The organism is Kitasatospora sp. NPDC004531 (assembly GCF_053602195.1).
The window spans coordinates 34200-47733 of sequence record NZ_JBSGDD010000034.1; the positions used below are offsets into that span (position 1 = coordinate 34200).

Consider the following 13534-nt stretch of genomic DNA (forward strand, 5'->3'; position numbering starts at 1 on the left):
ATGCGTACCCTTCTCGTCATCGGCATCGGCGCGGGCGATCCCGACCACCTCACTCTGGAGGCGGTCAAGGCGATCGGCCGCACCGATGCGTTCCTGCTGCTGGACAAGCCCGAGGAGCGGCAGGACCTGATCCGGCTGCGGCGGCACATGATCGCCGAGCACGGGCGGCCCGGGCACCGGGTGGTGGAGCTGATCGACCCGGCGCGGGACCGTTCGACGGCGGCCTACCGGGAGGCCGTCGAGGAGTGGCGGGAACGCCGGGCCGACCTGGTCGAGCAGGCGGTGATCGACGAGGTGGCGGACGGGCAGACCGGTGCGCTGCTGGTCTGGGGCGACCCCGCGCTGTACGACAGTGTGATCGCCGTGCTGGACCGGATCCTGGCGCGCGGCCGCACCGCGTTCGAGTACAGCGTGATCCCGGGCATCAGCAGCATCTCGGTGCTGGCGGCCCGTCACCGCACCACCCTCACCCGCACCGCGCGCCCGGTGCGGATCACCACCGGGCGCCGACTGGCCGCCGAGGGCTTCGGCCCGGGCTCGGAGGACGCGGTGGTGATGCTGGACGGGCAGGCCGCGTTCACCAAGATCGACCCGGCGGGCGTGCACATCCACTACGGCGCCTACCTGGGCACCGAGGACGAGATCCTGGCCGCCGGGCCGCTCGCCGAACAGGCCGACCGCATCGCGGAGTTGCGCGAGCGGGCGCGCGAGCGCAAGGGCTGGATCATGGACAGCTACCTGCTGCGCCGCACCGAGGACTGACCGTCCGGCCGGCCCCGGCGTCCGCCGTCGGGGCCGGCCGCACGCGCGTCACGAGATCCGCCGTCGGGGCCGCACGCGCGTCACGAGAGCGGCGGCCGGACGTTCTCCCGGTACGCCTTCGCCGGGTCCTGCGGGTTCATCGTGACGTTCCCGCGCGGCGTGAAGTCGCAGACCACGAACGTGTCGGACCAGTAGTACCCCGCGCTGTCCGGCCCGCCGTCCCGCAGCCCGCCCACCCGGGCGCAGCCGATCCTGGTGCTGGCCCGCCACACCAGCTGGGTGAAGTTCCCGGTCTCCCGGGAGAACCCGGGCTTGGCGTAGTCGTACTGCGCGCTGCCCTCGTACCAGGAGTCCACGGCGTTCCGGCAGTTGTCCGGCGTGTAGCGGCTGTGCTGCGACACGCCGGTGCTCCAGCTCAGCGTCTCGCCGTAGCCGCGGGCCAGGCCGTCCTGGTTGAAGCCGTCGGGCCGGGACACCTGCTGCGCCCGGGACTTGGCGTAGTCGACGACCGCCGGGTCGACGGTGAGCGGCGGCGCCTGGTGCCTGGCGCGGTACCCGTTGACGGCCGCGAGGCAGTCGTCCTGGAACGCACCGTCGGTCCGGTCCGTGAACGCCGGTGCGGCCGCGGCGGGCGGCACCGCCCCCGTCATGGCCATCACCGCCGCCGCCACGACCACGGCCGCCCGGCGAATCCGAAGTGCAGTCAAGGTGGTTCTCCCTCTCGCGCTGTGCCTGCACCCCCCTCAACGCGCCCCGCCCCGCGCAGGGCACGGCCCGCCGGCGGGCCGTCGGAGCGGCGGCCGGGCGTCACCCCCGCCGCCGTCACCCGTCCGGGTGGACGCGCGGGTCGTCGGAACCTCCGCACCGGCGTGCCGCTCGTAGCCTCGTCAATCTGACGGCGCATCAGAATTGCGGGACGCCAGTGCTGTTGCCGGTCCGGCGCGTCTGCGCGTTGCGGGGCGCGCAACACCCCCGCGATCCGGCATGCTGCTGTCCACCCCGGCGCAGCGGCGGCCGGGGTTGGCGCGACCGGACCGTGGTGTCCGGCGGGTACGGGTGGAGGATTCGGGTGCGGCGTACATGGCGACCCGGTGGAACGACGAGTGGTCGACGGGGGTGCGGAGCGTGACGGCGGGGCCTGTCCGGGACGGCGGGCTCCAGCCGCTCGACCGTGAACTGAACAGGGAGTGCCGGGAGTTCGCCGAGACCCTGCGGGGGCTGTTCCTGGAGCTGGGCATCTCGGTGCGCCGGTACGCGACCCGCTGCTACCTCAACCCGGGCACGCTGTCCCGGTACTTGGCGGGATCGCGGATCGCGCCGTGGCCGTTCGTCGAGGAGTTGCTGCACCACCTGGACGAGGACTGCGGGGTGCGGCTGGACGCGGCGGCCATGGACCGGCTGCGGGCCCGGCACCGGGCGGCGCTGCGCACGGCGGCGTCGATCTGCCGGGCGGTGCAGCAGTTGGAGGAGCAGTTGCAGGCGGCCGACCGGGAGGCGCGGCGGGCGGGGGCGCGCGAGGAGCAGTTGGACCACGCGCTGGACGACACCCGGCAGTCGATCGCCGATCTGGACGCCCGGCTGGTGCGGTTGGAGCACCGTCCGCCGCCCGCGACGCCCGAGCAGCGGCCGCAGCCGGCCGATCGGGGTCCGCTGCTGGAGGAGCGGGACGCGCTGGCCCGCGAGGTGGACCGGCTGACCGAGGAGCTGGCCAGGGCGCGGGACCGGGCGGTGTGCGCGGAGACCCGCTGCGACCTGTTCGAGCGTCAACTCGCCCTGGTGGAGCAGCAGCAGGGCCTGGCGGAGCTCCCGTCGGCGGCGGCGCCGACGGCCCGGGCGCCGCAGGAGGGGCCGCCGCCGAAGGTGCTGCTGGTGGACGACCGGCCGGACAACCTGATGGTGCTGGAGGAGGTCCTCGGCCCGCACGGGCACCGGCTGGTGCGGGCCGCGTCGGGCCCGGACGCGCTGCGGGCGCTGCTGGAGCCGGACGAGTTCGCGGTGATCCTGCTGGATGTGCAGATGCCCGGGATGGACGGCTACGAGACCGCCGCGCACATCAAGCGGCGGGCCCGGACCCGGGACATCCCGATCATCTTCGTCACCGCGATCGGCACCGACCCGGACCATTCGATGCGCGGCTACGCGGCGGGCGCGGTCGACTTCATCCCGAAGCCGGTCGATCCGTGGGCGCTGCGCGCCAAGGTCGCCGTCCACGTCGAGCTGCACCGGGAGCGGCGCAGGCACGCCACGCTGCCCGCGCCGACCCGGCACGCGATCGCCGGCGCGTCGGCCAACCCGGCTGCGGGCAGGGCGAGTTCGGCGGGTGCGCGTCAGTGACCGGCCGGGCCGTCGGGCACCCAGTTGCCGTGCAGGCCGAGCGGCACCCGCACGGGCAGGTGGATGCGGGCGACGGGCTCGCCGGTGAAGTCCTGCGCGGCGAGGATCACCAGGTCGGCGGCGCCGCGTTCGGGGTCGTGGGCGTAGGCCATCAGGTAGCCGTCGTCCTCGGCGGCGGGTGATTCGGCGGGGACGAACACGGCTTCGCCGACGGCCCCGAACCGGCCGAACTCGTGGGCCTCGACGGTGCCGCGCAGCAGGTCGTGCTTGAGCAGGGCGCTGCTGAACCCCTCGTCGGGGCGCGGGTCGTCGGGGCCGGTGGGCGCGGCGTACAGTTCGGCCGCGACGGCGTACCCGTAGCGGTGCGGGCGGCCGGCCCGGCGGGGGTCGACCCGGGGGAACTCCTGGGTGCGGTCGTCCAGGCGTTCCTCGCGGAGGGTGCCCGCGGCCAGGTCGATGCGCCAGCGGTCCAGGGTGGGGCGGCTGCGGCCGAAGTCGCGGATGTCGAAGCCCTCGGGGTGGCGGACCACGTCGACGACCAGTTCGGCGCCGTCCTCGTACGCGTTGAGGGTGTGCCCGACCAGGCACGGCGCGACCTCGAACCAGCGCACCGGCCCGCCGGCGCGCGGCATGACGCCGACCCGGGCCGGGTGGGTGTCGTCCCAGCCGAACGGCACGCCGGTGGGCAGCTGGGCGGGGCTGAACAGGACGGGCGCGTCGTAGAGGACGACGTGGTGCTCGGTCAGCGCGAAGTCGTGCATGTACGGGTTGCCGGGGGTGTGGATCAGCGTGCTGCGGCGGACGGCGCCGGTGGCGTCCATGACGATGTGCTGGACGTGCTCGACGCCGTACCGGAAGGCGAGCGAGTGCAGTTCGCGGGTGTGCGGGTCGAAGACGGAGTGCGCGTTGGCGCTGTAGCCCTCGAGGGTGGCGCCGAGGTCGCAGGGGCCCAGGGTGTCGAGTTCGTAGCCGAGTTCGTAGGGGCGCAGGCCGCCCTCGATCAGCGCGTAGGTGCGGCCGGCCAGCGCGGCGACCTGGACGTTCGGGGCGAAGTCGAGGCGCGGGTCGGCGGGCGTGCCCCGGCGCGGCTCGCCGAGGCGGTCGGCGACGGCGGCGGAGCGCACCCAGCGGTTGCGGTACCACTCGGCGCGGCCGTCGCGGATCCGGACGCCGTGCACCATGCCCGGGCCGAGCGTCCAGATGTGCGCGGCGGGGTCCTCGACGCCGAGCGCGTTGGGGCCGTTGCGCAGGTAGCGGCCGTTCAGGTGGGCGGGGATGCGGCCGGTGACGGGCAGGTCGTGGGCGGTGGTCTCTTCGGTGACGGGGGCGAAGCTGCCCGTCAGGTAGCGGTTGACCGTCGTCATGCGGGGCTTCCTTGTCCGTTCGGGTCGGCGAGGAACGCCCGGCCCACGGCCGTCAGCAGGGCGTCGAAGCGTCGGGCGGCGCTCTCCGGCGGGAAGTGGCCGGCGAGTTCCAGGCTGACCGCGCCGTGGGCGGCCGCCCAGAGGAGTTTGGAGATCTCGTGCGCGTCGCCGGGCGCGAAGACGCCCGCGTCGATGCAGGCCCGGACGGCGGCCACGGAGGCGTCGAAGGCGTGGTCGGCGGCGGCGAGCGCCTCGGGTCCGGGCCGGTAGCCGGGCACCGCCTGCTCGAACATCACCCGGTAGTAGGCGGGTTCGGCGAGGGCGTGCGCGCGGTAGGCCGCGCCGAGGGCGTTCAGGGCGCTCAACGGGTCGGCGGCGGGCGGGACGTGCTGCTGGGCGCGGCGCAGGCGGGCGAAGCCCTCGCGGTAGAGGGCGTCGGCCAGGCCCTCCTTGCCGCCGAACATGGTGTACAGGACCTTGGTCGAGGCGCCGATGCCGGCGGCGATCCGGCGCATGGTCAGCGCGGCGGGGCCCTCGGTGACCAGCAGGTCGATGGCGTGGTCGAGGATCGCGGTCCGCACGGCGCTCTGGCCTGCGCGTTGGGCGTCCTGGTAGGGCGTGCTCGGCGGCGCGCCCGTGGACGGTTTCGGTGTGCTCGGCTCGTTCACGGGTAACACTGTAGCCCATGGGTAACAGCGTTACCCACCTTGTCCGACAATCCGTCGCACCGTCAGCGTGCCGTTACCGCACGGCAGTTCTGGGTGGCGACCTGCTGGTGACTTACTGGTAGGAAACTTTCCTTTCAACTAATCTCGGGAGTCATCCTGCTCGAAGGGAAGCCCCCCCATGACGACCGAGACCACCCCCGCGAACCTGTTCGAGGACACCCAGGAGGCGTTCCTCGCACCGGACTCGACGGAGCGGCCGGCGGCCGGGGCGCGCCTGGTGGTGCTGATGGTGGTCGTGGTCACGATGCTCGGCGGCGCCCTCGGGTTCGCGCTGCACACCTGCCATCGCGACGGCCCGCACCGGATCGTCCGCGCCGACGCCACCTTCACCCTCGACGAGCCGGGCCTGTACTACCGCGACGCCGCCTCCGGGCGGATCGCCCGCACCCCGCACCCCGTGGGCGGGACGGCGATCGTCGGCGGCCCGTCCTGCGAGCGCTTCTACGCGGCGGGCGACCGGGCGCTGTGCCTGCGCACCAAGCCCGGCCGGCCCGCCTGCACCGAGGCGGTGGTCTACGACCGGCACTTCCACCGGCTGCAGACCCTCGTGCTGCCCGGCCTGCCGAGCCGCGCCCGGGTCTCCCCGTCCGGCCACGTGCTGTCCTGGACGACCTTCGCGGCCGGCCGCTCGTACGCCGCCGCGGGCTTCGCCACCCGCACCTCGATCCTCGACCTGCGCACCGGCTCCGTGGTCAAGTCGCTGGAGGCCATTCCACTGACCATCGACGGCCTGCACCCGCATGCCGCCGACGTCAACTACTGGAGCGTCACCTTCGCCTCCGACGACAACCGCTTCTACGCCACCGTCTCCACCGGCGGCCACACCCACCTGGTGCAGGGCGACCTGCGGGCCTGGTCGGCGCACGCCCTGCGGGAGAACGTCGAGTGCCCGTCGCTGTCGCCCGACGGCACCCGGATCGCCTTCAAGAAGCGGGTCTCACCCGGCCCCGCCGACCCGTGGCGGCTCTACGTCCTCGACCTCGCCGACCTGCGCGAACACCCCGTCGCCGAGGCCCGCTCGGTGGACGACCAGGCGGTCTGGCTGGACGCCGCGACGCTCGGCTACGCGCTGCCCGCGCAGGACGGCGGCCACGCCACCGACCTGTGGTCCGTCCCCGCCGACGGCACCGGCCGACCGCACCTACTGGCCACCGGCGCCTCCTCACCCGTCACCCTCACCCGCGCCTGACGCGCCGCCGCCGACGGCGCCTCTCAGCGCACCTCCAAGTTCGCCGTCATCCCGATCCCCCTCGCTCCCGCCTGGCGGGCCCTCGCCCCGGCATCCGCGCACACCGCACCCCTCGCCGACGCCTGCGCCGCACGGCGCCTCTCAGCGCACCTCCAGGTTCGCCATCATCCCCATGTCCTCGTGCTCCGCGTTGTGGCAGTGGAACAGGTACCGGCCCCGGTAGCCGTCGAAGCGGGTGATGATCTCGGCGGCCTCGCCCGGTCGCAGCGAGACGGTGTCCTTCAGCCCGGCGTCGTGCGGCAGCGGGGCGCGGCCGCCCCGGGTGAGCACGCGGAAGCCCACCAGGTGCAGGTGGACGGGGTGGTGGACGTCCGCGATCAGCCGCCACACCTCCAGGTCGCCGAGCCGCACGGCCACGTCCTCGCGGGCCGGGTCGAACGGTCGGCCGCCGATCAGCCAGCCCCTCCCCTCCCCCATCCGTCCGGCCCGGAACGCGAACTCCCTTGTGCGGACGGCGTCTTCGCGCCGCCACTCGGGCAGGTCGGTGGCCAGCGCGGTCGGCGCCGGGGTGTCCTCGCGCTGCGCCCGCACCACCCGGAACGCCATCACCTCGCGGGTCCGGCCGCTGCCCAGGCGGTTCAGCAGCCGCACCGTGCCGCCCACCCGCACCGCGCCGAAGTCGACCAGCAGGTCGTACCGTTCGGCCGGCGCGAGCGGCAGCCGGCGGTGGCCCACCGGCGCTGCCAGCAGGCCCTGATCGGCGCCGATCTGGGTCAACTCCAGGCTACGGCCGTCCTGGTCGACCGCCTCCAGCTCGTAGTGCCGGGCGTTGGACGCGTTCAGCACCCGCAGCCGGTGCCGCACCGCCGCCACCTCGTGCACCGGCCACGGCGCGCCGTTGACCAGGATCACATCGCCCAGCACCCCCGCCATGTACGGCTCCTGGACGCCCGGCCGGTCGCGCAGCGCCGGGTCGAGCGACGGGTAGCGCAGGCTCCCGTCGGCGGCGAACGCCCGGTCGGTGATCACCAGCGGCAACTCCCGCTCTCCGCCCGGCAGTTCGAGCGCGCTCTCGGCGTCGTCGCGGATCACGTGCAGTCCGGCCAGGCCGCGCCAGATCGCGGGCGCGGTGTAGTCCATCCGGTGGTCGTGGTACCAGAGCATGGTGGCGCGCTGCTCGTTGGGGAAGGCGTACTCGCGCACCACCCGGCTCTGCACGGCGCGCGGGTCCGCCATCGCCGCCCCACCGCCGCCGTGGTCGTGGTGGCCGCCGCCGGCCGTCCAACTCCCGGGCAGGACAAGGTCGGTGGGGTAGCCGTCGTGCTCGGCGGGGGTGCGTCCGCCGTGCAGGTGGACCACGGTCGGCACGGGCAGTTCGTTGCGGTGGGTGATCACCGTGGGGCGGCCGCGCCGGGCCTCGACCGTCGGGCCGGGGAAGCCGCCGCCGTACGTCCACACGGGAGTGCGCACGCCGGGCAGGATCTCGGCGACCGCCTCGCGCTGGGTGATCTCGTACCGGTCGACGCCGCCGGCGGTGGAGACCGGCGCCAGCACCTGCGGCCTCGGCAGCGGCACCCGGAACGCCGGCGGCAGCCCGATCGCGCTGCGCAGCAGGGCGCCGGTGCCGGCCGGGCGGTGGGCGAGCGCGGCGGCGGAGGCCAGACCGCCCGCCGTCAGCGCGCCGAACGCGCCGCCGATCGCGAGGAACTGCCGCCTGCTGACGGCGAATCGGCGCTCAGTCACGGCCCGCCTCCGGGGCCCGGCCGGGCAGCGGGGTGCGCAGCAGGCCGACGGTCAGGACGGTCAGCGCGGCGATGGTGAGCACGCCGAGCGGCAGGTGCAGCCAGAGCGCGCCGTCGAGTCCGGCGAAGTACTGGACGGTCTCGGCGACCACCACCGCGGCGGTGCCGATCAGCGGCCAGCTCGGCCGGCTGCGGAAGCGCAGCACCATCGCGGCGATCAGTTGCAGGTAGCCGAGGCTGGTGACGGCGTTCGCCCCGGCCAGGTGCCAGCCGAGCCCGTCGTAGGAGCCGCTGAGGTAGACGCCGGCGAACACGGGCTGCCCGTACACGGCCACCGTGTGCGCGGCGGCCAGGACGCGCAACACCTTCCCGGCGGGGCCGGTACGGCCTTCCGGGCCGGTACTGCCCTCGGCCGGGCCGGTGCGGTCGGCGGCTTCGGGGACGGCTGGCACGGCCATGGCGGGGACTCCCTCAATCCTGGTGCGGCGAACGGAACTTGTCGCCGCTACGACGCTATGCCCCGACTGCTATCGCGTCTAAGATCAATATTGCTATGGGGTTATGCCGCTCCGGGCATGGCCGCCGACGGGGGAGCGCGATCATGGATCTGCACGCACTGACCCAGTTCCTGGTGGTGGCGCGGCTGGAGCACCTGAGCCGCGCCGCCGAGGAACTCCGGGTCGCCCAGCCCTCGTTGAGCCGCACCATCGCCCGCCTGGAGGACGAACTCGGCACCCCGCTGTTCGACCGCGGCGGGCGGCTGCGCCTGAACGAGGCCGGCCGGCTGTTCCGCGGCTACGCGGAGCGCTGCCTCGGCGAGCTGGAGGCCGGCCGCCGGGCCGTCGCGGAGGCGGCGGGCGACGGCTTCGGGACGGTCCGGCTGGCGTCCGAGACCTTCCTGACCTTCACCGCCCCGCTCGCCGCGTACAAACGCGCCCACCCCGCCGCCGAGATCGACCTGCGGCAGCTGCCGGCCGACCTGATGGCGCGCCAACTGCGCGCCCACGAGGTCGATCTGTGCGTCGCCTCCCAGCCGGTCCGCACCGAGGGCCTGCACAGCGCCCAACTCCTGGACGAGCCGGTCTCGTTGGCGGTCTCCCGCGAGCACCCGCTGGCCGGCCGCGACGCGGTGGCCCTCGCCGACCTGGCCCCGCTCCCGTTCATCACCGCCCGCCCGGGCCACTGGAACCGCCGCCTGCTCGACCACCTCTTCACCACCCTCGGCCACCCGCCCCGGATCGTCTGCGAGAGCGACGAACTCGCCGCCATCGCCGACCTGATCACCGCCGACCTCGGTGTCGGCCTGATCCCCGCCGTCGGCCGCCGGACCGCCGCCCGGCTGCCCCTCGCCCTCCTCCCCGTCGACTCTCCCGCCTGCCGCCGCACCCTCACCCTCCACTGGTCCAGTACCGCCCGCCTCTCGCCGGCTGCCGCGCTGATGCAGTCCGTACTGCTCAACTGGCCCTGGCAGACGGCTGATTGACACCGGCCCGCAGCGCCGCGCACAAGCCTGCCCCCCGTTCCGCTACACGTGTTGCGCAATCGCCGCCCCCTCATCTACTCTTCCCTTCATTACGAAACACGCGTAGCGAAATAGGGGGCGGAGGCATGGCCAGGCCGCGGGACACCGGCGTCGACGCCAAGGTGCTGGAGGCGGCGCGGGCGCTGCTGCGGGAGCGCGGGTACGCGGGCTTCGCGGTGGACGAGGCCGCCGCCCGGGCCGAGGTCGCCAGGACCACCGTGTACCGGCGGTGGCCCAGCAAGGACCACCTGGTGGTGGCCGCCTTCGCCACCATGTTCGAGACCGCGCCGATCCGGGAGACCGGGGACGTCCGGGCCGATCTGACCGGCACGCTGACCGCGATCGCGGCCGGCCTGCGGCAGCCCGGAACCCGCGCGCTGGTGGCCGAGTTGATCGCCGCCGGCACCCGCCACCCGGAGCTCGGCGAGGCTCTGCGCGGCCTGTGGGCGCAGCGTCGCGCGGTGGCCGCCGACCTGCTCGACCGGGCGGCCGCCCGGGGCGGGCTCCCGGTGGGCGCGGACCCGGCGCTGATCCTCGATCAACTGGTCGGCCCGCTCTACTACCGGTTGCTGATCAGCGGCGACCCGGTGGACGCCCGCTACGCCCGGGCCCTGGTGGACGCCACCTTGGCCCGGCACCTCACACACTGATCCGAATCGTCCAGGGGGAGACCGTCATGAGCCTGTTCGCCTGCGAGGTCCGCGCCGAGGCCGAGTTCCGGGGTACCCCGGAGGCCGTCTGGCAGCTGCTGACCGACCACGCCCGCTATCCGCAGTGGCACCCGGTGGTGGTCCGGGTCGAGGGCGAACTCGCCGTCGGCGCGCGCCAGACCGAGGTGGTGCGCACCGCGTCCGGCCGCGAGCTGACCTTCCGCCCGGTGCTCACCGTCGTCGCCCCCGGCCGTGAACTCACCCGCGCCGGACGCCTCCTGGTGCCCGGGCTGCTCGACAACACGCACTCGTACCTGATCACCGACCTGGGCGACGGCCGGGTCCGGGTGGTGCAGCGCGAGCGTTTCACCGGCCTGCTGGCGCTGTTCCTGCGCGGCCGCACGGCCCGCGACACCGAGGCCCGGTTCACCACCGCGCTCGCCAACCTCGCAGGCCGGGCCGCGTTCGCGGGGTAGCGTGGCACGGTGAACGACACGGAGATCGACGACGACGGCATGGTGCGGGTGCGCGGGGCGCGGGTGCACAACCTGCGGGACGTCGCGGTGGCGGTGCCGCGCGGGGCAGTGGTGGCGTTCACGGGGGTGTCGGGGTCGGGGAAGTCCTCGCTGGCGTTCGGCACGCTGTTCGCCGAGGCGCAGCACCGGTACCTGGAGTCGGTCTCGCCGTACGCGCGGCGGCTGTTGCGGCAGGTGGAGGCGCCGCTGGTGGACTCGGTGACGGGGATGCCGCCGGCGGTCGCGTTGGAGCAGCGCCGGTCGGTGCCGTCCTCGCGGTCCTCGGTGGGCACCATCTCGACCATGTCGAACTTGCTGCGGATGCTGCTGTCGCGGTGCGGCGACTATCCGGCGGGCGCGTCGCGGCTGGATTCGGACGCGTTCTCGCCGAACACGCCGGCGGGCGCGTGCCCGGAGTGCCACGGGCAGGGTGTGCTGCACCGGGTGACGGAGGCGTCGCTGGTTCCCGATCCGTCGCTGTCGATCCGCGAGGGCGCGGTGGCGTCCTGGCCGGGCGCGTGGCAGGGCAAGAACCTGCGGGACATCCTGGGCGCGCTGGGCCACGACCTGGACCGGCCGTGGCGGGAGCTCCCGGCCGAGCTGCGCGAGTGGATCCTGTTCACGGACGAGCAGCCGGTGGTGACCGTCCACCCGGAGCGCGAGCCCGGCCGGATCCAGCGCCCGTACCAGGGCAAGTACAGCAGTGCCCGCCGACTGGTGCTGAAGGCGTTCTCCGAGTCCCGCAGCGAGGCGACCCGCGCCAAGGCCGCGGCGTTCCTGGAGCAGGCGCCGTGCCCGGTGTGCCACGGCCACCGGCTGCGCCCGGAGGCGCTGGCGGTGACGTTCGCGGGCCTGCCGATCACCGACCTGGCCGCGCTGCCGGCCGACCGGCTCGCCGAGCTGCTGCGCCCGTTCACCGGCGGCGACGGCCCGGCCGGCCTGCTCACCGCCGATCTCGCCGACCGGCTGGCGGCGCTGCGCCGCCTCGGCCTGGGCTACCTCTCGCTCGACCGCGCCGCCCCCACGCTGTCCACCGGCGAGCTGCAACGCCTGCGCCTGGCAACGCAGTTGCGCTCGGGCCTGTTCGGGGTGGTGTACGTCCTGGACGAGCCTTCGGCGGGTCTGCACCCGGCGGACACCGAGGCGCTGCGCGAGGTCCTCGCCGAGCTGCGCGCGGCCGGGAACACGGTGTTCGTGGTGGAGCACGACATGGCGGTGGTGCGCGGCGCGGACTGGCTGGTGGACGTCGGCCCGGGCGCGGGCGCGGGCGGCGGCCGGGTGCTGTACAGCGGGCCGGTGGACGGCCTGCGGTCGGTGCCGGACTCCGCGACCCGCCGTTTCCTGTTCGCTCCCCCGCCGCCGCCCGCGTCCCGGGGCCGCACCCCGTCGGGCGTGCTGCGGCTGCGCGGCGTCACCCGGCACAACCTGCGCGGCGTGGACGTGGACGTGCCGCTCGGCGTCCTGACGGCGGTGACGGGCGTCTCGGGCGCGGGCAAGTCGACGCTGCTCGGCGCGGCGGCCGAGGCGGCGGCCGGGGCGTCCGTCGAGCGGGTGGTGACGGTCGACCAGACGCCGCTGGGCCGCACCCCGCGCTCCAACCTGGCCACCTACACCGGCCTGTTGGACACCGTCCGCAAGCTGTTCGCCGCCACCGACGAGGCCCGCCGGCGCGGCTACGACGCCGGGCGGTTCTCCTTCAACGTCGCCTCCGGGCGCTGCCCGACCTGCGAGGGGGCGGGCGCGATCGAGGTCGAGCTGCTGTTCCTGCCGACCGCGTGGAACCCGTGCCCCGACTGCCGGGGCAGCCGCTACAACCCGCGGACGCTGGAGATCACCTACCGCGGCGCGACCATCGCCGACGTGCTCGGCCTCACCGTGGACGCCGCCGCGCCGTTCTTCGCCGACGTGCCGGCCGCCGCGCGGATCCTGACCGTCCTCCAGCAGGTCGGCCTCGGCTACCTGCGGCTCGGTCAGCCCGCGCCCGAGCTGTCCGGTGGCGAGGCCCAACGCGTCAAGCTGGCAGCCGAGTTGCACGCGGCGCGGCGCCGGCACACGCTGTACCTCCTCGACGAGCCGACCACCGGGCTGCACCCCGCCGACAGCGAGGTCCTCACCGCCCAGCTGCACCGTCTGGTCGACACCGGCGCGACCGTCCTGCTCGCCGAGCACCACCTTCCGCTGATCGCCACCGCCGACCACCTCATCGACCTCGGCCCGGCCGGCGGCACCGAGGGCGGCCGCGTCCTCGCCACCGGCGCCCCGGCGGTGGTCGCGGGCACCGCGGGCAGCCCGACGGCGCCGTACCTCGCGGCGTACCTGGGCTCGGTTTGACGCAACCGCCCCACCGCGGCGCGGCGGACGCTCTAGGCTCGGCCCTCGGGGGAGATCCGAGCCGTGGGGGATGAATTGTCCGACCGTCATGACATCGAACTGGCCGACGCCATCGAGGCGATCCGGCTGGAACTGCTGAACGCCTCCGAACGCGGGCGCGGCCAGGCGATCCAGTTCGAAGTCGGCCCCGTCACCCTGGACTTCACCGTGGAGCTCAAGCGCGACGCCCGCGCCAAGGGCGGCATCAAGGCCTGGGTGCTGTCCGCCGACGCGGAGGCGGGCGCGGCCCTCACCCGCACCCACAAGGTGTCGGTGACGCTGACGCCCAGGAACGCGGAGACCGGCGGCAGCGTCGACATCTCCAGCACCGACCTGGGCAGCCGGGACGGATTCTGAC

At 74.6% G+C, this 13534-nt stretch carries 12 protein-coding genes and 1 pseudogene; 8 read left to right on the forward strand and 5 right to left on the reverse strand.

Annotated features, from left to right (window positions below; genetic code table 11):
- Positions 1 to 762 (forward strand): precorrin-6A synthase (deacetylating), encoded by a 762-nt coding sequence (gene cobF, locus ACWEMJ_RS16385; protein WP_452137719.1) that lies wholly within the window; start codon positions 1 to 3, stop codon positions 760 to 762.
- An 80-nt stretch (positions 763 to 842) separates the two neighbouring features.
- On the opposite strand, the gene ACWEMJ_RS16390 is transcribed toward cobF, so the two are convergent.
- Positions 843 to 1469, reverse strand: coding sequence for a CAP family protein (locus tag ACWEMJ_RS16390; RefSeq protein ID WP_452137720.1), 627 nt, complete (start codon positions 1467 to 1469; stop codon positions 843 to 845).
- A gap of 1186 nt (positions 1470 to 2655) precedes the next feature.
- Here ACWEMJ_RS16390 and ACWEMJ_RS16395 point away from each other — a divergent pair.
- Positions 2656 to 2983: pseudogene (locus tag ACWEMJ_RS16395) on the forward strand (response regulator); the annotation flags it as partial.
- 106 nt (positions 2984 to 3089) lie between these two features.
- On the opposite strand, the gene ACWEMJ_RS16400 reads toward ACWEMJ_RS16395, so the two are convergent.
- Together ACWEMJ_RS16400 and ACWEMJ_RS16405 are read right to left on the reverse strand one after the other, a co-directional pair.
- Positions 3090 to 4460: a carotenoid oxygenase family protein gene (locus tag ACWEMJ_RS16400; protein WP_452137721.1), complete on the reverse strand. Its 1371-nt coding sequence runs from the start codon at positions 4458 to 4460 to the stop codon at positions 3090 to 3092.
- Entirely contained in the window at positions 4457 to 5128 is a 672-nt protein-coding gene (locus ACWEMJ_RS16405; RefSeq protein ID WP_452137722.1) for a TetR/AcrR family transcriptional regulator, read from the reverse strand. The genes ACWEMJ_RS16400 and ACWEMJ_RS16405 overlap by 4 nt, the downstream gene beginning before the upstream one ends.
- Positions 5129 to 5306: 178 nt before the next feature.
- Here ACWEMJ_RS16405 and ACWEMJ_RS16410 point away from each other — a divergent pair, with 178 nt between their 5' ends.
- A complete protein-coding gene (locus ACWEMJ_RS16410) occupies positions 5307 to 6377 on the forward strand; it encodes a hypothetical protein (protein WP_452137723.1) in 1071 nt (356 codons plus the stop codon).
- Positions 6378 to 6518: 141 nt separating this feature from the next.
- Here ACWEMJ_RS16410 and ACWEMJ_RS16415 read toward each other — a convergent pair whose 3' ends face one another.
- Positions 6519 to 8120: a multicopper oxidase family protein gene (locus ACWEMJ_RS16415; protein WP_452137724.1), complete on the reverse strand. Its 1602-nt coding sequence runs from the start codon at positions 8118 to 8120 to the stop codon at positions 6519 to 6521.
- Complete coding sequence (locus ACWEMJ_RS16420; RefSeq protein ID WP_452137725.1) at positions 8113 to 8577, reverse strand: hypothetical protein; 465 nt, start codon at positions 8575 to 8577, stop codon at positions 8113 to 8115. Before ACWEMJ_RS16420 ends, ACWEMJ_RS16415 begins: the two co-directional genes overlap by 8 nt.
- 143 nt (positions 8578 to 8720) lie before the next feature.
- Here ACWEMJ_RS16420 and ACWEMJ_RS16425 point away from each other — a divergent pair, with 143 nt between their 5' ends.
- From ACWEMJ_RS16425 to ACWEMJ_RS16445, 5 genes are all read left to right on the forward strand, one after another.
- Positions 8721 to 9602, forward strand: a complete 882-nt coding sequence (locus ACWEMJ_RS16425; RefSeq protein ID WP_452137726.1) for a LysR family transcriptional regulator — start codon at positions 8721 to 8723, stop codon at positions 9600 to 9602.
- A 125-nt stretch (positions 9603 to 9727) separates the two neighbouring features.
- The gene (locus tag ACWEMJ_RS16430) at positions 9728 to 10291 is read left to right on the forward strand and encodes a TetR/AcrR family transcriptional regulator C-terminal ligand-binding domain-containing protein (protein WP_452137727.1); all 564 of its coding nucleotides are present in this window, start codon (positions 9728 to 9730) and stop codon (positions 10289 to 10291) included.
- A gap of 26 nt (positions 10292 to 10317) precedes the next feature.
- Complete coding sequence (locus ACWEMJ_RS16435; RefSeq protein WP_452137728.1) at positions 10318 to 10767, forward strand: SRPBCC family protein; 450 nt, start codon at positions 10318 to 10320, stop codon at positions 10765 to 10767.
- 39 nt (positions 10768 to 10806) lie between these two features.
- Positions 10807 to 13137 carry an ATP-binding cassette domain-containing protein gene (locus ACWEMJ_RS16440; protein ID WP_452137747.1) on the forward strand — a complete coding sequence of 777 codons (2331 nt, stop codon included), beginning with the start codon at positions 10807 to 10809 and terminating at the stop codon, positions 13135 to 13137.
- A gap of 75 nt (positions 13138 to 13212) precedes the next feature.
- On the forward strand, positions 13213 to 13533 hold the full coding sequence (locus ACWEMJ_RS16445; protein ID WP_452137729.1) for a trypco2 family protein: 321 nt from the start codon (positions 13213 to 13215) through the stop codon (positions 13531 to 13533).
- Position 13534: the final 1 nt, after the last annotated feature.